This is a genomic window from Sphingobacterium sp. UBA2480, from assembly GCF_002341965.1.
GTDB classification, from domain to species: domain Bacteria; phylum Bacteroidota; class Bacteroidia; order Sphingobacteriales; family Sphingobacteriaceae; genus Sphingobacterium; species Sphingobacterium multivorum.
The window spans coordinates 191,353-212,825 of sequence record NZ_DDPA01000004.1; the positions used below are offsets into that span (position 1 = coordinate 191,353).

At 41.8% G+C, this 21,473-nt stretch carries 17 protein-coding genes; 11 read left to right on the forward strand and 6 right to left on the reverse strand.

The genetic code is table 11. The features are described from left to right. Positions 1-25: 25 nt before the first annotated feature. The 6 genes from B3600_RS08305 to B3600_RS08330 form a co-directional block, all read right to left on the reverse strand. Positions 26-1,570 (reverse strand): alpha-N-arabinofuranosidase, encoded by a 1,545-nt coding sequence (locus B3600_RS08305; RefSeq protein ID WP_236560294.1) that lies wholly within the window; start codon positions 1,568-1,570, stop codon positions 26-28. A gap of 10 nt (positions 1,571-1,580) precedes the next feature. Then, positions 1,581-2,729 (reverse strand): aldose epimerase family protein, encoded by a 1,149-nt coding sequence (locus tag B3600_RS08310; RefSeq protein ID WP_112374964.1) that lies wholly within the window; start codon positions 2,727-2,729, stop codon positions 1,581-1,583. Positions 2,730-2,823: 94 nt separating this feature from the next. Further along, a complete protein-coding gene (locus B3600_RS08315; protein ID WP_112374965.1) occupies positions 2,824-4,524 on the reverse strand; it encodes a sodium:solute symporter family transporter in 1,701 nt (566 codons plus the stop codon). 69 nt (positions 4,525-4,593) lie between these two features. Beyond that, positions 4,594-6,096 carry an L-arabinose isomerase gene (araA, locus tag B3600_RS08320; RefSeq protein WP_286752668.1) on the reverse strand — a complete coding sequence of 501 codons (1,503 nt, stop codon included), beginning with the start codon at positions 6,094-6,096 and terminating at the stop codon, positions 4,594-4,596. A gap of 37 nt (positions 6,097-6,133) precedes the next feature. Next, positions 6,134-6,826 (reverse strand): L-ribulose-5-phosphate 4-epimerase, encoded by a 693-nt coding sequence (locus tag B3600_RS08325; protein ID WP_070570140.1) that lies wholly within the window; start codon positions 6,824-6,826, stop codon positions 6,134-6,136. A gap of 17 nt (positions 6,827-6,843) precedes the next feature. Beyond that, positions 6,844-8,532, reverse strand: coding sequence for a ribulokinase (locus B3600_RS08330; protein ID WP_286752847.1), 1,689 nt, complete (start codon positions 8,530-8,532; stop codon positions 6,844-6,846). A 329-nt stretch (positions 8,533-8,861) separates the two neighbouring features. Between B3600_RS08330 and B3600_RS08335 the strand changes: the two genes are divergently transcribed. From B3600_RS08335 to leuC, 11 genes are all read left to right on the forward strand, one after another. Further along, positions 8,862-9,566 (forward strand): NUDIX hydrolase, encoded by a 705-nt coding sequence (locus B3600_RS08335; protein ID WP_070570142.1) that lies wholly within the window; start codon positions 8,862-8,864, stop codon positions 9,564-9,566. A gap of 145 nt (positions 9,567-9,711) precedes the next feature. After that, complete coding sequence (locus tag B3600_RS08340; protein WP_070570144.1) at positions 9,712-10,362, forward strand: hypothetical protein; 651 nt, start codon at positions 9,712-9,714, stop codon at positions 10,360-10,362. A 368-nt stretch (positions 10,363-10,730) separates the two neighbouring features. Beyond that, positions 10,731-12,233 carry a F0F1 ATP synthase subunit beta gene (gene atpD / locus B3600_RS08345; protein WP_070570146.1) on the forward strand — a complete coding sequence of 501 codons (1,503 nt, stop codon included), beginning with the start codon at positions 10,731-10,733 and terminating at the stop codon, positions 12,231-12,233. A gap of 21 nt (positions 12,234-12,254) precedes the next feature. Continuing rightward, positions 12,255-12,503 (forward strand): ATP synthase F1 subunit epsilon, encoded by a 249-nt coding sequence (gene atpC, locus B3600_RS08350; RefSeq protein ID WP_145327530.1) that lies wholly within the window; start codon positions 12,255-12,257, stop codon positions 12,501-12,503. 398 nt (positions 12,504-12,901) lie between these two features. Further along, positions 12,902-13,792, forward strand: coding sequence for a branched-chain amino acid transaminase (locus B3600_RS08355; protein WP_112374967.1), 891 nt, complete (start codon positions 12,902-12,904; stop codon positions 13,790-13,792). Then, positions 13,776-15,476, forward strand: a complete 1,701-nt coding sequence (gene ilvD, locus B3600_RS08360; RefSeq protein WP_070570151.1) for a dihydroxy-acid dehydratase — start codon at positions 13,776-13,778, stop codon at positions 15,474-15,476. The genes B3600_RS08355 and ilvD overlap by 17 nt, the downstream gene beginning before the upstream one ends. Positions 15,477-15,593: 117 nt before the next feature. Beyond that, a complete protein-coding gene (ilvB, locus tag B3600_RS08365) occupies positions 15,594-17,336 on the forward strand; it encodes a biosynthetic-type acetolactate synthase large subunit (RefSeq protein WP_070570153.1) in 1,743 nt (580 codons plus the stop codon). 8 nt (positions 17,337-17,344) lie between these two features. After that, the gene (ilvN, locus tag B3600_RS08370; RefSeq protein WP_070570155.1) at positions 17,345-17,935 is read left to right on the forward strand and encodes an acetolactate synthase small subunit; all 591 of its coding nucleotides are present in this window, start codon (positions 17,345-17,347) and stop codon (positions 17,933-17,935) included. A gap of 14 nt (positions 17,936-17,949) precedes the next feature. Then, positions 17,950-18,414 (forward strand): DinB family protein, encoded by a 465-nt coding sequence (locus B3600_RS08375; protein WP_286752669.1) that lies wholly within the window; start codon positions 17,950-17,952, stop codon positions 18,412-18,414. 45 nt (positions 18,415-18,459) lie between these two features. Then, entirely contained in the window at positions 18,460-19,941 is a 1,482-nt protein-coding gene (gene ilvC, locus B3600_RS08380) for a ketol-acid reductoisomerase (RefSeq protein ID WP_075994367.1), read from the forward strand. Positions 19,942-20,075: 134 nt separating this feature from the next. Beyond that, on the forward strand, positions 20,076-21,473 hold the full coding sequence (gene leuC, locus B3600_RS08385; RefSeq protein WP_104383784.1) for a 3-isopropylmalate dehydratase large subunit: 1,398 nt from the start codon (positions 20,076-20,078) through the stop codon (positions 21,471-21,473).

Genomic DNA, 21,473 nt, shown 5'->3' on the forward strand with positions numbered 1-21,473 from the left:
ATGACAACCCTATCAAAATTAGCTGTTATATTAATTCCAATACAATAACTGAAAATGCAGGAATGTCCACTTCAATGGTACCATTTACAACCTTTGCCTTATTGTACACAACAGGTGCAATTGTTGCGGGTTTCTTAAAGGAATTATAATCGCGTAGGTTGTCCGCGGTAAGAATTCGACCTGTTACTTTTCCAGCTTTCACCGAACCCAAATCTACCTTTACCTTATTATTCTTTTTCGGATCAATATTTACTAAGGAGATATGTGTACGACCTTGCTGATCTTGAGAGGCTGAAACCGACACGGCCGGAATTTTTTCTTGGTTAAATTCAAAATCCGTTGATTGAAGGGAAATAGGAATTAACTTGGCATCCTGATGTACCTTATACATTTCCATCACATGATAAGTCGGCGTCAAAATCATATTCTTTCCTTCTGTCAGGATAACAGCTTGCAATACATTCACGGCTTGGGCAAGATTGGCCATCTTCACCCGGCGAGCATGATTGTTAAAGATATTGAGTGTCATTCCTGCAATCATGGCATCACGCATGGTATTTTGTTGGTAGAGAAAGCCCGGATTCGTGCCAGGTTCTACCGCATACCAGCCGCCCCATTCGTCTACGATCAGATCCACCAGTCCTTTCGGATCATATTTGTCCATGATGGCGATATTCTTTTCCACGAGCTCATTCATAAACCAAGCTGATTTCATGGTTTTAAAATACTCCTCCTCCGAATATTGCGTTGCAGAGCCTTTGTCGTCCCAGTTGATCACGGCATAGTGATGAAGTCCCATGCCTTTCATCAAACCACTTGGAATTTTCTTCATCAAAGTCTCCGTCCAATTATAATCGGCACTATTGGCTCCCGAGGCGATTCGATACAAACCGCTTCCATTGGTCCAGTCCGACATAAACGTGGCGTATTTGCGGTAGATGTCTGTATAGTAATCGGCAGTCATATTTCCGCCACAGCCCCAGGCTTCATTTCCTACGCCCCAGAATTTCACCTTCCAAGGCTCTTGCCGACCATTTTTTCGTCGCCAATCCGACATGGGGCTCTCGCCTTTAAAATTCACATATTGAACCCAGTCGGCAAGTTCCTGCACCTCACCGCTCCCCACATTTCCCGCCAGATAAGGCTCTGCACCCAACAATTCACACATATTGAGAAAATCGTGTGTACCAAAAGAGTTATCCTCTGTCACGCCGCCCCACCAATTGTTTACGATAGCAGGACGCTGGGCTTTGGGGCCAACGCCATCCTTCCAATGATACGTATCGGCAAAACATCCTCCTGGCCAACGCAAATTGGGAATATTCAACTTCTTAAGAGCTTCGATGATATCTTTCCGGACGCCGTCAGCATGGGGAATCGAATCATTTTTCTCACCGACATAAAATCCATCATAAATACAGCGTCCCAAATGTTCGGCAAAATGTCCATAGATATGTCGACTTATAATCTGCTCCTGCTGTGGTGTTTCCAATCTTACACTACTCTGTCCATACAGTAATCCAGTGGCCAGCGTAAAAACAACGCCTAATTTTAATCTTAGCTTCATCATATCGATTTTATTATTTCACACTGAATTGATAGGTTGTCTTTGAACTATATTTTTCGCCAGGTTTTAACACCGTTGACGCAAAACTGGGGTGATTTGGTGCATCTGGAAAATGTTGTGTCTCCAAGCAGAAGGCAGAACGGAATGGATACACTTTTCCCTCTTTCCCTTTAGGATCCGAATCCTTCATAAAATTACCGCTGTAAAACTGCAAGCCTGGTTCGGTTGTGTAGATGTCCATTTCAATACCTGTCTTGGTAGCATACACCTGTGCGACCTTCTGGAAACCATCCTTCTTGTTGAGTTCAAAATTATGGTCATAGCCCTTTCCAATCTTCAGTTGAGCATTTTGATCTTCAATACGAGCGCCAATGCGTGTCGGTTTGGTAAAATCGAATGCGGTGCCCGCGACAGGCAAGCTCTTTCCTGTTGGGATCAAGGTATTATCAACTTCGGTAATTGCCTTTGCATCAATCTGAAGTTCATGATCCAAAATAGAAGAATCTCCGGCTCCATTGAGGTTAAAATACGCATGGTTGGTCAGATTTAAGACCGTCTCTTTATCTGTTGTCGCCTGATAGGCTATGGCCAAAGCACCATTGTCCTCCAGGGTGTAGGTAACCTCCATCTTGACCGTTCCTGGATACCCCGCTTCTTTATCAGGTGAGGTATAGGCTAATGTGATTGATGTATTAGTGCTACTAACGACATCCCACACCTTATTGTAAACGCCATTGGTACCGCCATGAAGTGAGTTCTCGCCATCATTCTTTTCCAACGTATACACCTCACCATTCAGTTTAAATGATGCTTTCCCGATCCGGTTACCATAACGCCCTACAATGGCGCCGTAAAAATTATTATAGTTATCCTTGTATTCTTTGGCCGAATCATAGCCCAAAATAACATCAGTCGCTTTACCGTTCTTATCCGGGACTTTTAAACTCACCAGACGTGCACCATAATTTGTCAACGTAATGGCGAGTTTGTCGTTCTTGAGCTGGAACAGTTTAACTTCTTTACCATCAATCTGACTGTCGAAAGCCGGGCTGGAAGTAGAATCAGCCATCGTTGCTGCTTGCTTATTTTGAGTTGATGAAGATTGGCAGCCATAGGCCAATGAAGCACAAGTCAACAAACCAATAATAATTTTCTTATTCATCTGTAATTAAGTTTTACCCCATCGGTCTGATGGAGGCTTCCTAATTTTCATTAGGAATGGTTCATAATTTTTTAATTATTCAAATGGCAACATTCTACCAAAAACGCACGTAGATAGCGGTCACCAACAATAAAGTCACAACAATTAATGCCAATACGGATGGTTCTACTTTAAACATCGACCGATCCAATACAAAAGCTTTTGGATTAACCTTTGGTCCAAATAAGCTCACAGCAATCATAGCAATCATTGTAAATACAAATGCGAGTCCCATACATATCTGGAATGGTATTTCATAAACGCCCGCTTTGTTGAGATATGCCGTATAGATCCATGTCTCTGGTCCGAAAACCTTTGTTGCAAACTCATTGAAAAATATAGACAACGCAAATCCCGTAACAAGGCCTGTAATGGCGGCTGCACCTGTCGTCCTTTTCCAAAACATCCCTAGCAAAAACATCGCAAAAACACCGGGGCTGATGAAGCCTGTATATTTTTGGATAAAAGTAAATCCGCCGGCACCACCGATGCCCAGCGCATCATTCCAGGTAAACAAAACAGAAAGTAGAATAGAGATCACGATGGTTATCTTTCCAACCCACACCATTTTTGCTTCGCTCGCATCTTTATTGATGTATTTTTTAAAGATATCCAATGTAAAGATCGTTGCGATACTATTGGCCTTTCCGGCCAATCCGGCCACAATAGCCGCTGTAAGCGCCGCCAGCGCAAGCCCTTTCATTCCATTGGGCAGATAGCCCAATATCGCTGAATATGCATTATCGGCGTGAAACACTCCTCCAGGAGCCATTTCGTGTTGTAACGCACCATTTTTGTATAGCACATAAGCGGCTATCCCTGGAAGCATAACGATAATTGGCATAAACAATTTTAGAAATCCCGCAAAAAGAATCCCTGTGCGTGCAGTCTTTAGATCGGCTCCCAAAGCGCGTTGTGTGATGTATTGATTACAACCCCAGTAATTTAGGTTGACAATCCAGATTCCAGCAAGGTACATTCCTATTCCAGGCAGCATCAGATACTTATTGATATCTTCCTGACTAGCTCCTGGCCCTGGTTTATCGACAAATAGGTTAAAATGCTCCGGCGAATCTTCCATCAATTTATTGAATCCAGCCAAGGCGTCTTGTCCCAAACCAAAATGTTCACTGACCAAGGTCAATGCCACATACGTCGTCGCTATACCGCCAATAATTAATACAACAACCTGAATAACATCTGTAAAACCAATAACACGCATTCCCCCCAGCGTAATGATGACGGCAAATACGGCTAAAGCAACTGTAATGGTGTGGAAGCTGTCGCCACCTCCGGCCATACTCGAAATGGCAATTGCCCCGAGATACAGGATAGATGTCAGATTGACAAAAACATACAAAAACAACCAGAAGATTGCCATGATGAGACTCGTCGTTTCATTGTATCGGTTGTTCAAAAACTGAGGCATCGTGAAAATCTTGTTTTTCAGATAGACCGGAATAAACCAAACCGCAACAATAATTAACGCTACCGCAGCAATGAGCTCGTAAGCAGCTACAGCAATACCGACCTCAAATCCATTGCCGCTCATGCCAATAAACTGTTCGGCAGAAATATTCGATGCGATCAATGAAGAGCCTATGGCCCACCAGGTCAGTGATCCTTCCGCCAGAAAGTAGTCCTTGCTGCTGCTTAAACTATTCGTCTTTTTACGATAAATCCAATAGCCATAGCCGGCTACAATAAAGAAGTAAATTACGAAGATGATGTAATCTACCGTTGCAAATTTTTCCATATTTCCCAAATTGGTTATTATCAATAAGCCATTTATACCGCGAAGAACAGGTATAAATGGCTTAGGTTATTATTTACCCAGTAAATAATAGAGTTCATTCCATTTCAATTGGTCTTCGAGTCTTGCTACCGTAGTGTCCTCGTCGATCAATACATATTCTAAACCCGCCATACGTGCAAAATCTTCCAGGTATTCGGGTGTTAAGCTCAAACTGTAGGCAGTATGGTGCGCACCCCCAGCCACAATCCAGGCACTGCAACCTGTTTTCATATCGGGCAGCGGTTTCCATAACACCCGTGCGACAGGAAGCTTAGGGAGTTCTTCTTCTACAGCAACACCTTGTACTTTGTTCACGATCAAACGGAAACGCGTTCCCATATCGACCAAAGAAGCATTCAATGCATCACCACTTTGGCCATTAAAAACCAAGCGAGCAGGATCTGCCTTGCCGCCAATGCCTAGTGGATGCACTTCTATTCGTGGTTTTCCAATTGCCAATGCGGGGTCCACTTCCAACATGTGTGAGCCAAGTACCATGGGATTCTGCGGATCAAAATGATAGGTGTAGTCTTCCATAAATGCCGTCGTACCCGGTAATCCTGCTCCCATTACTTTGCAAGCACGCACCAAAGCCGGCGTCTTCCAATCCCCTTCACCGGCAAAACCATAACCCTCAGCCATTAAACGCTGTACCGCCAGGCCCGGAAGTTGTACCATGCCATGCAGATCCTCAAAAGTATCCGTAAAACCTTTAAAGTCTCCTTGTTCCAAATACTTCCGTAGGCCAATTTCTATCTTAGCAGCTTCGATGAGGTTAGCACGATATTCACCGCCAGCTTTCACATTTTCCGCCAGCTCATAAGTTGCTTCGTACTCTACTAATAATGCCGCGATTTCCGCTTCAGTGCTCGCATTAATCACCTCCACTAGATCCCCAATGGCATAGGTGTTTACAGCGAAACCAAATTGCGACTCTGCCTCCACTTTATCGCCATCTGTAACAGCCACATAACGCATATTATCGCCGAACCGTGCGAACTTAGCTCCCTGCCAGTCATGCCAGCCTGCGGCTGCACGCGCCCAAACATTAATCCGTTCCAATACTTCCGCATCTTGCCAATGGCCAGTGACGACTTTACGCGCTATTTTTAAGCGGCTAACGATATGTCCAAATTCACGATCCCCATGCGCACTTTGGTTAAGGTTCATAAAATCCATATCGATACTATGCCACGGTATATCCTGGTTGTACTGCGTATGCAGATGCAACAATGGCTTTTGCAACGCTTTTAATCCTCGGATCCACATCTTTGCAGGTGAAAAGGTATGCATCCAAGTAATGACCCCAATACAATTTTTTTCACTATTGGCGGCTGCCAATGTTGCATAAATCTCGTCTGTATTTTTTACGATCGGTTTATATTTTACCGCTACCGGAATCACCGCTTGGGTATCTAAATAATGGGCTATTTCTTCAGCATGTAGGGCCACTTGTCGCAAGGTCTCTTCACCATAAAGGTCTTGGCTTCCCACGACAAACCAGACTTCAAGCTCTTTTAAATTGATATTCATGTAAATTGTAGTTTTTGCTATAGATTTTTTATTAAAATTATTGACCATAATAGGCATTGGCCCCATGCTTCCGCTCGTAATGCTTTTTGACCAGCGCAGACTTTAATCGAGGTGCATTCGGGTTGATCTGTTCTGTCAACCAAGCCATTTTCGCCACCTGTTCCAACACCGCACTGTTATAGACAGACTTTATTCCGGTTTTACCCCAAGCAAACGGCGCGTGGTTGCCAACCAGAATCATTTCCACTTCTTTATAGTCCAGCTTATTTTCGACAAAGTGATTGATAATTTGAAACCCCGTTTCATGTTCGTAGTTTCCGGCGATCATCTCATCGTGCATTGGTGGGGCACAAGGAATATCGACGGTCAAATGATCGGCATGTGTCGTTCCAAAAATGGGAATATCCCGCTGTGCCTGTGCCCATGCTGTCGCATAGGTGGAGTGTGTATGTGTTATACCGCCAATCTCTTTCCACTGTTTATACAATAGGGCATGGGTTTTCGTATCTGATGATGGCCGAAGATTACCCTCAACCACATGACCATCAAAATCTACAATCACCATATGTTCCGGTGTAAGCTCCTCATAAGGGACCCCACTGGGTTTAATGGCAAAAACTTCATGGTGACGGTCAACAACACTCACATTTCCAAATGTAAAAAGCACCAATCCCAGCTGGGGCAATTGCATATTGCAATGGTAGGCTTCTTCTTTAATTGAATTATACATGATTAAAATTTGAATGGTTAAACAGTAATGGCGAGCGATTCCTTTCCTTCGACAAAAGCTCCCAGCGCTTTGTAATGTTCATAACGCTCGGCATAAATGGACACCCATTTTTCCTCAGGGATATAGGTTCGTTCAAAACCTTGCCCCATTGCCTTCATGGCATCCTCGACCTGGTTATATAAACCAGCTGCTGTTGCGGCAAACATGGCTGCGCCAATGGCACAAGTCTGTTCACTCTTATGAATACGAATAGGCATATTCATCACATTGGCCATCATTTGCATAATAAAAGGTGATTTTTTTGCAACACCGCCTAAACCGATCAAGCCTTTTACAGGAATACCCTGCTCAACGAAACGGTCAACAATAGCCTTTGCACCGAAACAGGTTGCTTCGACAATCGCTCTGAAGATCCGCGGCGCATCTGTTCCGAGGTGTAAGCCTGTGATCGCTCCTTTCAAGGATTGATCCGCATCCGGAGTTCGGCGGCCATTGAGCCAATCCAAAGCTAATTCGGATGTTGCAGTTACGGGAAGTAATGCAGCCTGCTCACTTAAACTGACCAATAGTTTATCTTCCAACGTTGCGATTAACTGTTCGCGCGTATGTGCTTCGATCCCTTCAACATCTTGTATCAAATTTTTCGTTGGCCACAGTAACACCTGTTTCAGCCAGGCGTAAGCATCACCAAATGCAGACTGCCCAGCTTCCATACCAATCATTCCCGGAATAATGGAACCGTCTACCTGACCACAGATTCCCCTGACCAAGGTATGCTGAACCTCCTCCTTTGGAGCAACTAACATATCACAGGTTGATGTACCCATCACCTTACTCAGATAATAGGGCTCAATTTGTCCTCCGACTGCGCCCATATGACAATCAAATGCACCTACACCAACAACGACTGATGTTGTAAGACCTAAACGTTGCGCCCATTCTTCCGAAAGCAGACCAGCAGATTGATCAGCAGTGTATGTTTGGGAAAACAAGCGATCAACCAGACCATCCAACAGTGGATCAAGCGTTGAAAAGAAAGAATTTGGGGGTAGACCGTCAAATTCTTCGGCCCAAAGCGATTTATGGCCTGCGGAGCAAACTCCACGCTTCATAGCAGATACCTGTGTTCCGCCAGTCAATAGAAAAGGAATATAGTCACAATGCTCTACCCAGCTAACTGTAGCTGCACGGACCTTTTCATCAGTCCTAAAAACATGAAGTAATTTGGCCCAGAACCATTCCGAAGAGTATACGCCGCCCACATACTTTAGATAATCCACTGGACTATTTTGATTGTGCAGGTTAATTTCTTTGGCCTCTCTAACGGCTGTATGATCTTTCCATAAGACAAACATGGCATTGGGGTTGTCTTTAAACTCGTCCAACAACGCCAATGGAACCCCAGCGGCGTTGACGGCAACTGGAGTAGACCCCGTTGTATCCACGGAAATTGCTTTTACGGCCGCTGCTATATTGTCGACTCCCGATTTGAGCAAACAATCTTTAATTGTCGCCTCCAAGCCTTCGATATAGTCCAAAGGGTGTTGCCTAAACTGGCTTAAAGCCGCATCACAATACGCCCCCCTTTTCCAACGGGGGTAGTAAAATACAGAAGCAGCTATTTCCTCGCCATTGTTAGCATCAACCAATACCGAACGGACCGAATCACTTCCATAGTCCACCCCAATGACATACGATTTATTCATTTTTGCTGAATTTGGTTTATAACTTATAATTGTCTCTAATGCCTTACTTTCCAATACCTCCCTTTCGAAGTTAGCCATGGAAAATAATTAGTGTCAAATAAACATTTATTTTTTTAAATATGAAAGAAAATTTTCATATTTAAAAAATAGAGCTAACTTCATAGCAGCAAATTATGGTTAACCCGAATTCCTGATATAGGGGTATAAATGCCTTTTAAAGGGATGTATCAGACAATTATTATACTTATTTTTAGCTATTTACTTTTTTACATAGTTTTGCTCGTGGAATAAATGGGGTGGTGTCAGATAAAAAGATAAAACGATAGACGATGGAATATTATAAAAAAGATTCAGGGATCCTTTTGGCAGTAGACTGCATCATATTTGGATTTAACGGCGAATCCCTTGAAGTACTTTTAATTAAACGTGATTTCGAACCAGAAAGAAATAAATGGAGTCTGATGGGTGGTTTCGTTCAATCCGACGAAAGTCCGGAAGAGGCCGCGAGCCGAGTACTCAAACAGCTAACAGGACTTGAAAATGTATATATGGAGCAATGTAGTGTATTCGGCGAACCTAATCGGGAGCCTAGCGACCGGGTTGTCAGTATCTGTTATTTTGCATTGATTGACACACAGCAATATAAACATATCCTAAGCGACGATTACGAAGCCCAATGGTTTCCATTGCGGGAGCACCCAACACTGATCTTCGATCATGATCAAATGATCGCTTCGGCACAACACCGTCTACGCATGAAAGCGGCTTTGTATCCGATATTATTTGAACTGCTGCCCGAGAAATTCACGATTCCCCAAATTGCAGCACTTTATGAGGGTGTTTACAATATTGAGTTGGACAAGCGGAATTTCAGCCGAAAACTGCTTTCCTCAGACCTCATCATCAAACTGGAGGAAAAGGATAAGGAAAATTCAAAAAAAGGAGCCTACTATTTCAAACTAAACACGGCGATCTATAAGGAAAAGATCATGTCCTTTTTACGGTATTTGCCAAGTTGGTCGATCGAATCATAATAAAGTGACGGAAAATCAGGTATGTATTGGAATATATTTCACTTAACATTTTCGTTTTTTCAATAATTCCTTATATTTATCACAGGTATATCCTGGTTTTGCAATTTGGATAGGCTGGATTAACGCATTTTATAAAATAAACAACATGAGCAAATTGAGATTAGCATTTATATTCTTTACAATTTTATTTATTTCATCACATACATTACTGGAGGCACAAACTCCTACTGCGGCTCCCGCCACTACAGCAGCACAACAGGATAATGCTTTCAAGTACAGTCCGGATGGATTAAAAAAAGGAAGTTTGGCAAATCAATTTGACCACCTGAATTATATTTCGAAAAACAACTATGATTTCAAGATGGTGCGAAAAACCAATCTGGATATTGTGAAACGAAATGTCATAGATACCGTAGCAAAACTCCACAAGGAAATCAGCTCTTTAAAATCATCTTCAAGCAACTATACATCCAATACCAAAACTTTGCAAGATTCTATTCAGGTTTTAAAAGATCAGCTGGCGCAGGAGAAGGAAAAAACAGAAAGTTTTTCTTTCTTGGGCATCAATACCTCTAAAACTTTTTACAATACAGTTGTTTGGACGATCATTGCGGTATTGGCCGTAGCAGCATTTATCTTTTTATTTTCTTATCGGAAAGCGAAAGTGGACACGGTGGAATTCCAAAAGACAGCGGAGCAATCGCAAGAAGAATTCGCTACGTTCCGTAAAAAATCCATGGAAAAGGAACAGCTGCTCAAGCGCCAGTTGCAGGACGAACTAAATAAAAAAATATAGTCCTGCTTCTCATAAAATAGCATATTTATTTTGATCGACCTGTAACGACTCCTTGAGGTACTCCGTTACAGGTCGATTTTATTTCATCAGGTACCATTCCTCAAAACAAACAAAAGATTCAACGAAGTAATGCAGTAAACTTCAAAAATACCTAGCCGAATAAAAGAGAAAAACTATATTTGCAGGTATAGAAATCGAAACATACAGAATTACAATAGATAACATTTTGACCTACATTAATAAAATTGTAATTTAATTGCAAATTCTATTTGTTTTTAAAAACGAATAACCTTATTTTTGCTGACCAAAAAAGAGGCCTTTTATGTCTCTTATATAAAATTGATTAATAAATATTTAGTCCCTATAATATGCCCAAGATTGGTAAAATAGCGCAGATTATCGGCCCAGTTGTTGACGTCAACTTCGCCGACAGTGAAAATCTACCTAAAATTTACGATGCATTGTACATTCAAAAAGAAAATGGACAACGTGTTGTATTAGAAGTTCAACAACACTTAGGTCAGGATCGTGTACGTACAATTGCCATGGACGCAACTGAAGGTTTAGTTCGCGGAATGGAAGTTGTCGATACTGGTGCTCCTATCAAAATGCCTGTTGGTGAAGAAATCAAAGGTCGTGTATTCAATGTAGTTGGTGATGCCATAGACGGGATCCAAAATTTGAATAAAGAGAATGGTCGTCCTATCCACAACGTACCTCCTAAATTCGAAGATTTGTCAACTGAATCCGAAGTACTTTTTACTGGTATCAAAGTTATTGACCTTTTAGAGCCATATGCTAAAGGTGGTAAAATTGGTTTATTCGGTGGTGCCGGTGTAGGTAAAACTGTATTAATCCAAGAATTAATCAACAATATCGCAAAAGGTCACGGTGGTCTTTCTGTATTCGCCGGTGTAGGTGAACGTACACGTGAGGGTAATGACTTATTGCGCGAGATGTTGGAGTCTGGTATCATCAAATATGGTGAGCACTTTATGGAAGGCATGGAAAAAGGCGAATGGCCTTTGGAAACTGTTGACCACGAACTGATGAAAGATTCAAAATGTACTTTCGTATTCGGTCAAATGAACGAGCCTCCTGGGGCACGTGCACGTGTTGCTTTATCAGGTTTGACAGTAGCGGAATACTTCCGTGACGGTGATGGCGAAGGTCAAGGCCGTGACGTATTATTCTTCATTGATAACATCTTCCGTTTTACACAAGCAGGTTCTGAAGTATCTGCCCTATTGGGTCGTATGCCTTCAGCCGTAGGTTACCAACCAACATTGGCAACTGAGATGGGTTTAATGCAAGAGCGCATCACTTCAACTAAAAACGGTTCAATCACTTCGGTTCAAGCCGTATATGTACCTGCCGATGACTTAACTGACCCTGCTCCAGCGACAACTTTCGCTCACTTGGATGCAACGACAGTATTGTCTCGTAAAATTGCTGAGTTAGGTATCTACCCTGCTGTGGATCCTTTGGATTCTACATCACGTATCCTTTCTCCTGCCGTTTTAGGTAACGAACACTATAATACTGCACAACGTGTAAAAGAAATTCTTCAACGTTATAAAGAATTACAAGATATCATCGCCATTTTAGGTATGGACGAATTATCGGAAGAAGATAAATTAACAGTACACCGCGCACGTCGTGTACAACGTTTCTTATCTCAACCTTTCCACGTTGCAGAACAATTTACAGGTTTAAAAGGTGTATTGGTAGACATCAAAGATACCATCAAAGGTTTCAATATGATCATTGACGGTGAAGTAGATGAGTACCCTGAAGCTGCCTTCAACTTAGTCGGTAACATTGATGATGCTATCGAAAAAGGTAAAAAATTATTAGCAGAAGCAGTTTAATCTAGATTATATCTAAGAATAATGAAGTTAACAATTATCACTCCAGACAAATTAGCATTCGAAGGCGAAGTAACTTCAGTTACTGTACCGGGCTCTGCGGGTTCTTTTCAAATTTTAAAAGATCACGCTGCCATTGTTTCTACTTTGGAAGATGGAAAAGTAATTATTCAACAAGGTAAAGGTGAACAGGAAGTGTTCATTAAAGGTGGTGTTGTGGAAGCAAAAAACAATGTCATTACCGTGCTTGCTGAAGGAATTATCGGAGATTAAATCAAATCGATTTTATAAAATCTAAAAAGCTTCCGATAGAAATATCGGAAGCTTTTTTTTTAAAGTTTTTTTGACATTTTCTTCATTTTAGGAAGAAAATCAATCATTGTAACAAAAAATAATTTTTCAACCGTGTAGACCAATTTTAAATATGGTATGCGACTAACAAAATATAAAACCGAATAAAAGGCATTATTAAAAAATAAAATTTCACAAAAACACATTTAATGAAATTTTATTCTAAATACAAAATTAGCACTTTACCTATTGCCAATTATTGTAATTCCTGCTACCTTGAGGAAATGAAAATCGAAAGTTTTTATAGAAGCTCGAGATAGCATGATTTACCACCAATATTACAACAAAGGGAACTACTATCATCAGGTAAATTTTGGGTTATGAAATATTACGATAAAAACACATTGATCTATTTAGATGGAGCTTTTGTAAAAGCTTCCGAGGCTGCATTGGATCCCTTTGCACAGTCATTGCATTATGGGTATGCGGTGTTCGATGGTTTACGTGCGTATAACACCCACAATGGACCACGTATCTTTAAAGCTGACAAGCATTTCGATCGCTTAAAGAGATCATGTGAAGCCGTTAATATCCCCTATCGCTGGAGCAACCGAGAGCTGATCGACATCTGTTATGAGCTCTTGGCCAACAACAACCTAAGAGAAGCTTATATACGTCCTTTGGTATTGACTGGTTCAAATATGCATCTAACCTCATCAACCGAAGCAACCCTCATGATGGCAGCATGGGAATGGGGTCCATATCTTGGTCAAAACCTATTAAAGGTATGTATCTCTGATATCAAAAGACCCAATCCAAAATCCTTTAAAATTGACTCGAAGATCTCTGGGCAGTATGTTAACTCCATCCTTGCGACAACAGAAGCCATCAGGAAAGGCTACGACGAAGCTTTGATGCTCGACCACGAAGGCTACGTTGCCCAAGCATCCAGTGAAAATATTTTCATCGAAAAGGATTTCAAAATCTATACGCCGCCAGCGAAGAATATCTTTCCGGGCATTACACGCCAGACGGTAAAAAACATTTGTAAAAAATTAAACTTCGAAGTCATTGAAAAGCAATTGACGGTAGAGGATATTTACACTGCTGACAGCGCTTTCTTATGTGGAACTGCGGCAGAAATTATCGGAATCAAACAAGTCGATGATGTCATCTACAAAGAAGCCTGGGAACACAGCATAGGTGCATCAATCCAAAGAAGATATAAAAATTTAGTATTAGAGAACGAAAATTATGAAGTCATCATCTAACGGCGAAAACACAATGAACAAATACAGCCGTACATTTACACAAGACGAAACGCAACCTGCTGCAAAAGCAATGCTTTATGGTATCGGTCTTACAGATGCCGACATGGACAAAGCACAGGTCGGTATTGCCAGCATGGGATATGATGGTAATACGTGTAATATGCACTTAAATGATTTGGCACAAATCGTCAAGAAGGGCGTTTGGAACAATGAGTTAGTGGGTTTGACCTTTGGAACTATTGGCGTCAGTGACGGTATGAGCAATGGTACCGATGGAATGCGTTATTCGTTGGTAAGCCGTGATGTGATCGCTGATAGTATCGAAACGATCTGTGGCGGACAATATTATGATGGCTTGATCTCTATTCCTGGCTGTGACAAAAACATGCCTGGTGCTATTATGGCCATGGCCCGTTTGGACCGTCCTTCTCTAATGGTATATGGCGGTACCATCGCTCCAGGACACTATAAAGGTGAAGAATTAAACATTGTGTCTGCATTTGAAGCATTGGGACAACGCATCTGCGGAAATCTTTCCGATGAAGACTATGAAGGCATTATCAAACATACCTGCCCAGGTGCTGGTGCTTGTGGCGGAATGTATACCGCAAATACCATGGCTTCGGCAATTGAAGCTTTGGGAATGAGCTTACCCTACTCATCTTCCAATCCAGCGATCTCGGAAGAAAAGAAAAATGAATGTTTAGAAGCAGGTCGACATATCCGTACGCTGCTTGAGAAAGATATCAAGCCCTCTGATATCATGACACGTAAAGCATTTGAGAACGCGCTACGTACCATCGTTATCTTGGGTGGTAGTACCAATGCTGTACTTCACTTTATTGCAATAGGCAAAGCCGTAGGCGTAGACATCACGCAAGACGACTTCCAACGCATGAGTGATGAAACCCCGGTATTAGCTGACTTTAAACCGTCTGGTAAATACTTGATGCAAGATCTTCAGCAATTTGGAGGAACACCTGCTGTCATGAAATATCTTTTAAATGAAGGTTTATTGCATGGTGACTGTATCACGGTAACAGGAAAAACGGTCGCTGAGAACTTGGCGGATGTTAAATCAATCATGGAATATGATCAACCGATTATCAAACCCTTGAGCGATCCAATCAAAGCTACAGGACACTTGCAAATTCTTTACGGGAACTTAGCAGAGAAAGGTTCTGTTGCCAAGATCTCCGGCAAAGAAGGTGAAAAATTCACTGGTCCTGCACGCGTATTCGATGGCGAGCATGATTTAGTAGCGGGTATCGCATCTGGTAGAATCAAACCAGGAGATGTAGTGGTGATCAAAAATGAAGGTCCTGTTGGAGCGCCAGGCATGCCTGAAATGCTTAAACCAACTTCCTTGATTATCGGTGCCGGTCTTGGTAAATCTGTTGCTTTAATCACCGATGGCCGTTTCTCGGGTGGAACACATGGTTTTGTCGTAGGGCATATCACTCCAGAATCTTACAAAGGCGGATTAATCGGTCTTGTAAATGATGATGACATTATCGAGATCGATGCAGTGAATAACAGCATCAATGTGCTACTTTCCGATGAAGAGATTGCGCAGCGTCGTGCCGCTTGGGTACAGCCAGCGTTAAAAGTTAGCAAAGGAGTTTTATACAAATACGCTAAAACTGTTGCCGATGCATCAGAAGGCTGTGTAACGGATCAGTAGAAAATAAAAAACAGAGACATTAAGCAAATACAGACCTAAACAATCGACGCTTAATGTCTCAGATCTAATATCTAAATACTAAAAGACTGAATAATCAACAATAAAAAAATCAACGTAATGAGTACACTGGAAATAACAGAAAATAAGGCCGCTACAGCGCAGCAAACTCCGACACAAATTTCGGGATCGAAAGCTGTATTGGAGGCCTTATTGAGCGAAGGAGTTGATACCGTATTTGGTTATCCTGGAGGCGCAATTATGCCGATCTATGATGCCCTTTATGATTATACGGATCGTCTGAAGCATATTTTAGTGCGCCATGAACAAGGTGGAATCCACGCGGCGCAAGGTTATGCAAGAACTTCAGGTCGTACAGGCGTCGTCTTTGCGACAAGTGGCCCTGGAGCAACAAACCTAGTTACTGGACTGGCTGATGCCATGATCGATAGTAACCCTATCGTCTGTGTCACAGGCCAGGTCTTTGCTTCACTTTTGGGAACGGATGCTTTTCAGGAAACAGATGTCATCAATATCACGGCACCTGTCACCAAATGGAACTACCAAGTCACCGACGCAACTGAAATTCCAGCCGCACTCGCAAAAGCATTTTATATTGCCAGCACAGGTCGTCCAGGACCGGTATTGATCGATATTACCAAAAATGCACAGCTACAATTGTTCGATTACTTCGGTTACGAAAAATGCAGCCATGTACGCAGTTACAGACCTGCACCACAAGTTCGTAAAGAATATGTTGAGCAAGCTGCAGCGTTAATCAACGATGCAAAAAAACCATTTGTTCTTTTTGGACAAGGCATCATTCTTGGAAAAGCAGAGGAAGAATTTAAAGCTTTTATCGAGAAAACTGGCATTCCTTCGGCATCGACTGTCATGGGGTTAAGTGCACTTCCAACGGATCATAAACTTCACGTCGGGATGCTGGGTATGCATGGCAACTATGCGCCAAATGTCATGACCAATGAATGTGATGTTTTAATAGCCATCGGCATGCGTTTCGATGACCGTGTGACAGGTCGTTTGGACAAATATGCCAAACAGGCAAAAGTAATCCATTTGGATATAGATCCCGCAGAGATTGACAAAAACGTACAAACAACCGTACCTGTATGGGGCGATTGTAAGGAATCACTTCCCATGCTGACGGAATTGGTAAATGCCGCAGATCACTCCGCTTGGTTGGAACAATTCCGTGAACTTGAAAAAGAAGAAATCAAGGAAGTCATCCAAAACGAACTTCACCCACAAACCGATATTATGACCATGGGTGAGGTCATCCATGTGTTGAATGAATTGACAGGCGGTGATGCGATCATTACAACGGACGTCGGTCAACATCAAATGGTCACTTGTCGCTATGCTAAGTTCAACAACAGCAAATCGAATGTAACCTCCGGGGGTTTAGGAACGATGGGCTTTGGTCTTCCGGCAGCAATCGGTGCCTGGTATGGCGCGCCAGAGAAAACTGTCGTAGCAATCATCGGTGATGGTGGTATACAAATGACGATCCAGGAGCTGGGAACAATTATGCAATTTGGTGCAAAAGTCAAAATCATGATCCTCAACAATGAGTTCTTGGGCATGGTACGCCAGTGGCAGCAATTGTTTCATGACAAACGTTATTCATTCGTGAATATCACGAGTCCTGACTTTGTTGCTGTTGCGAAAGGCTATTACATCGACGGTCAGAAGATTTCGGAACGTAAAGACTTACGTAATGCACTGAAAACCATGATTGATCACGACGGAGCATATCTATTGGAAGTGATGGTAGGTAAGGAAAACAATGTATTTCCAATGGTTGCACAAGGAACATCGGTATCTGAGATACGTTTAAAGTAGAATTTGACATGGAAAAACAAGAATATACCATCACCCTATATACAGAGAATTCAATCGGTCTTATCGGTCGAATCTCAACAATTTTTTCAAGAAGAAAAATTAATATTGAAAGCTTGAATACTTCCCCTTCTGAAGTAGAAGGGATACATCGTTTTACCATCGTCATCACGGAGGCTGAAGATGTTCTGCGTAAGCTTTGTCGTCAACTGGAAAAACAGATTGATATCCTCAAGGCCTATTACAATACCAATGATGAAGTGATCTGGCAAGAACAGGCGCTCTATAAAGTGCCTGCGGATGTTGTGAATGAAAAGGTATATGTAGAACGTTTATTGCGTCAATATGGTGCCAATGTTGTTGTGATCCGCAACGACTATATCGTCTTTGAAACTGCAGGTCACCGTGAGGAGATCGATAAGTTGACAGAAGAATTGACCAAATATGGTTTGATCGAATTTGTCCGTGGCGCACGTATCGCCATCATTAAAGATAGCGCAGGTTTCCACTCCAAATTGGTTCAGTTTGAAGCCAAGGAACCATCGATAGAAATTGTAGAGAACGAGTATCTCGACAAAAGAGATGATGTATTTACAATGTAAGCTTTAAAAGTATTATGCAAGAGACATTTAAATTTATCTTAAAGTCACGTCAAAAATTCATTGAATTACTTGACGGTCTTTCCATTGAACAGCTTAACAAAATTCCCACGGGATTTAACAATAATATCATCTGGAATTTTGCCCACATTGTCGTCAGTACACAGACCTTAGTCTATGTCCGTACAGGTATTAAAGCCGACACGACCTGGGTAAAATATAATGAAGATTATAAAAAAGACACCAAGCCAACCCGCTTTGTTGAACAAGCAGAGGTTGATGAATTGAAAGAAATCGCAATCCGCAGTATTGAGCAAATTGCTGCTGACTATGGACACGGTGTTTTCGGAGAAATCACCTCCTTTTCAACAGCAACCTATGGCTATCCAATGGATACTATCGAAGAAGTTATTGCCCTGACATCAGGTCACGATAACGTTCATTTCGGTTACGCCATGGCGCAACGCAGATTAGTACAATAATTAAAATAAATAATCAACAACCCATAACAGAAAGAAAGTAAAACAATGGCAAATTATTTCAACACCTTACCGCTTAGAGAGCAGTTAGAACAATTAAGTCACGCTGAATTCATGGACAACACTGAATTCACAGATGGTGTAAATGCTTTAAAAGGTAAAAAAATCGTAATCGTAGGATGTGGTGCGCAAGGCTTGAACCAAGGTTTAAACCTAAGAGATAGCGGACTGGACGTTTCTTATGCTTTGCGTAAAGAAGCTATTGAACAAAAAAGAGATTCTTGGAAAAACGCTACGGACAATAACTTTAACGTAGGCACTTACGAAGAATTGATCCCATCTGCGGATTTAGTTATCAACTTGACTCCAGATAAACAACATACGTCAGTAATCAACGCTGTCATGCCGTTAATGAAAGAAGGTGCTACATTATCGTACTCACACGGTTTCAACATCGTTGAAGAAGGTATGCAAATCCGTAAAGATATCACTGTCATCATGGTTGCTCCAAAATGTCCAGGTTCTGAGGTTCGCGCAGAGTACCTTCGTGGTTTTGGTGTTCCTACCTTAATCGCTGTTCACCCAGAAAATGATCCACAAGGAAAAGGCTGGGCTGAAGCAAAAGCATACTGCGTAGGAACAGGTGGACATAAAGCCGGTGTATTGAAATCTTCATTCGTAGCCGAGGTAAAATCAGATTTAATGGGTGAGCAAACGATTCTTTGTGGATTGTTGCAAACAGGTTCGATCTTATCTTTCGACAAAATGATCGAGAAAGGTATCGAAGCTGGTTACGCATCCAAATTGGTACAGTACGGTGTAGAAGTGATCACGGAAGCCTTGAAACATGGTGGTGTGAGCGGAATGATGGACCGTTTGAGCAATCCAGCAAAAGTAAAAGCCTTTGAGATCTCTGAAGAATTGAAGGATATTATGCGTCCTTTATTCCAAAAACACCAAGATGATATCATGTCAGGTCACTTTAGCAAGACCATGATGGAAGACTGGGCAAATGGTGATGCGAATTTATTGAAATGGAGGGCCGAAACAGGTGAAACTGCATTCGAAAAGACACCTGCTGGTGATGTTAAAATCAACGAACAAGAATACTTCGACAACTATACACTGATGGTTGCTTTCATCCGTGCAGGTGTTGAATTGGCATTTGAAACAATGGTTGAAGCAGGTATCAAACCAGAATCAGCATATTATGAATCATTGCACGAAACACCATTGATCGCTAACACAATCGCTCGCAAGAAATTGTTCGAAATGAACCGTGTTATCTCTGATACAGCAGAATACGGTTGTTACCTATTCGACCAAGCTTGTAAACCTTTGTTGGCCGACTTCATGAAAACTGTTGATACTGATCTCGTAGGTAAAAACTTCAATGAAGGTAGAGATGCTGCAGTTGATAACGCACAATTAGTTGTCATCAATGAAATTCTACGCGATCACCCTGTAGAAATCGTCGGTCGCAAATTGCGCAAAGCGATGACTGCAATGAAAGCAATCAAAACTGTTTAAAAGTCCATACGAAATTATACATGCTCCAAAAATCATGAATATTTCGTAATTTAGTATATCGAAATCAAGGTGATATTGAGACATTTGCAATATCACCTTGGTTCATATAAAAATAACATAAGAGAGATTAAAAAATGTCAAAAACATTAGTAGAAAAGATTTGGGATGCGCACGTCGTCAAGCGTGAAGAAGGGTTTCCGGATATTATATATATCGACACCCACTTGATTCATGAAGTTACTTCACCTCAAGCTTTCGATGGCTTGCGTAAAAGAGGAATCCCAGTTTTTCGTCCAAAGCAAACGGTAGCTACTGCCGACCACAACGTACCGACACTCAATCAACATTTACCGATCAAAGAAGAGCTATCCCGTTATCAAGTTGATATGCTCACCAAAAATTGTGCTGAATTTGGTATTGAATTATATGGTTTAGGGCATCCATACCAAGGGATTGTACACGTTATTGGTCCGGAGCTGGGTATCACCCTACCAGGTAAAACGATGGTCTGTGGCGATAGTCATACCTCAACACATGGTGCTTTTGGAGCTATTGCTTTTGGTATTGGAACCTCTCAGGTTGAACAGGTCTTCGCAACACAATGTTTGTTGCAGTCGAAGCCAAAAACAATGAAAATTGAAGTCAACGGTACCCTTCAAAAAGGTGTTGGAGCAAAAGATATCATCCTATATATCATCTCTAAAATCTCTGCTGCGGGCGGTACAGGTTACTTTATTGAATATGCTGGTTCAGCAATCCGTTCTTTAAGCATGGAAGCACGTATGACCATTTGTAATATGAGTATAGAAATGGGTGCACGTGGAGGCTTAATTGCTCCAGATCAGATCACTTTCGACTACGTAGAAGGCCGTGAATTCGCACCGAAAGGTGAGGAATGGGATCAAGCCCTAGCATACTGGAAAACATTATATTCTGACGAAGATGCCATCTTTGATAAAGTGTTGACTTTTGATGCTGCAGATATTGCACCAATGATTACTTATGGCACCAACCCAGGCATGGGTATGGGTATCGCGGAACATATTCCAGCAACTAACGCACAACCAGAATCAGAACGGCCATCGTACCAAAAAGCATTGGATTACATGGGTTTTAAAGATGATTCAACAGTCTTAGGCAACCGTGTTGATTATGTGTTTATCGGAAGTTGTACCAATTCCCGTATTGAAGATTTACGTGAAGTAGCTTCATTCGTTAAAGGCAAGCAAAAAGCACAAGACGTTGAAGTATGGATTGTACCGGGCTCAAAACAAGTAGAAAAACAAGCGAAAGAAGAAGGCTTGGATAAAATATTTGAAGCGGCAGGATTCCAGCTACGTGAACCAGGATGTTCGGCATGTTTAGGGATGAACGAAGATAAAATCCCTGCTGGTAAATATTGTGTTTCGACTTCAAATAGAAATTTCGAAGGCCGTCAGGGACCGAATGCCCGCACCATGCTGGTATCTCCTTTGACAGCAGCAGCTGCGGCAGTAACAGGTAAAGTAACAGATGTAAGAGAGTTGATCTAA

What these genes read in the sequence shown, in the direction of transcription:
- araA (WP_286752668.1), bottom strand. Translation starts at nt 6,096, where the DNA reads ATGAATATCAATTTAAAAGAGCTTGAAGTCTGGTTTGTCGTGGGAAGC.
- ilvC (WP_075994367.1), top strand. Translation starts at nt 18,460, where the DNA reads ATGGCAAATTATTTCAACACCTTACCGCTTAGAGAGCAGTTAGAACAA.
- B3600_RS08325 (WP_070570140.1), bottom strand. Translation starts at nt 6,826, where the DNA reads ATGTATAATTCAATTAAAGAAGAAGCCTACCATTGCAATATGCAATTG.
- B3600_RS08335 (WP_070570142.1), top strand. Translation starts at nt 8,862, where the DNA reads ATGGAATATTATAAAAAAGATTCAGGGATCCTTTTGGCAGTAGACTGC.
- B3600_RS08315 (WP_112374965.1), bottom strand. Translation starts at nt 4,524, where the DNA reads ATGGAAAAATTTGCAACGGTAGATTACATCATCTTCGTAATTTACTTC.
- B3600_RS08330 (WP_286752847.1), bottom strand. Translation starts at nt 8,532, where the DNA reads ATGAATAAATCGTATGTCATTGGGGTGGACTATGGAAGTGATTCGGTC.
- ilvB (WP_070570153.1), top strand. Translation starts at nt 15,594, where the DNA reads ATGAGTACACTGGAAATAACAGAAAATAAGGCCGCTACAGCGCAGCAA.
- B3600_RS08375 (WP_286752669.1), top strand. Translation starts at nt 17,950, where the DNA reads ATGCAAGAGACATTTAAATTTATCTTAAAGTCACGTCAAAAATTCATT.
- atpD (WP_070570146.1), top strand. Translation starts at nt 10,731, where the DNA reads ATGCCCAAGATTGGTAAAATAGCGCAGATTATCGGCCCAGTTGTTGAC.
- atpC (WP_145327530.1), top strand. Translation starts at nt 12,255, where the DNA reads ATGAAGTTAACAATTATCACTCCAGACAAATTAGCATTCGAAGGCGAA.
- B3600_RS08305 (WP_236560294.1), bottom strand. Translation starts at nt 1,570, where the DNA reads ATGATGAAGCTAAGATTAAAATTAGGCGTTGTTTTTACGCTGGCCACT.
- B3600_RS08355 (WP_112374967.1), top strand. Translation starts at nt 12,902, where the DNA reads ATGAAATATTACGATAAAAACACATTGATCTATTTAGATGGAGCTTTT.
- leuC (WP_104383784.1), top strand. Translation starts at nt 20,076, where the DNA reads ATGTCAAAAACATTAGTAGAAAAGATTTGGGATGCGCACGTCGTCAAG.
- B3600_RS08340 (WP_070570144.1), top strand. Translation starts at nt 9,712, where the DNA reads ATGAGCAAATTGAGATTAGCATTTATATTCTTTACAATTTTATTTATT.
- ilvN (WP_070570155.1), top strand. Translation starts at nt 17,345, where the DNA reads ATGGAAAAACAAGAATATACCATCACCCTATATACAGAGAATTCAATC.
- ilvD (WP_070570151.1), top strand. Translation starts at nt 13,776, where the DNA reads ATGAAGTCATCATCTAACGGCGAAAACACAATGAACAAATACAGCCGT.
- B3600_RS08310 (WP_112374964.1), bottom strand. Translation starts at nt 2,729, where the DNA reads ATGAATAAGAAAATTATTATTGGTTTGTTGACTTGTGCTTCATTGGCC.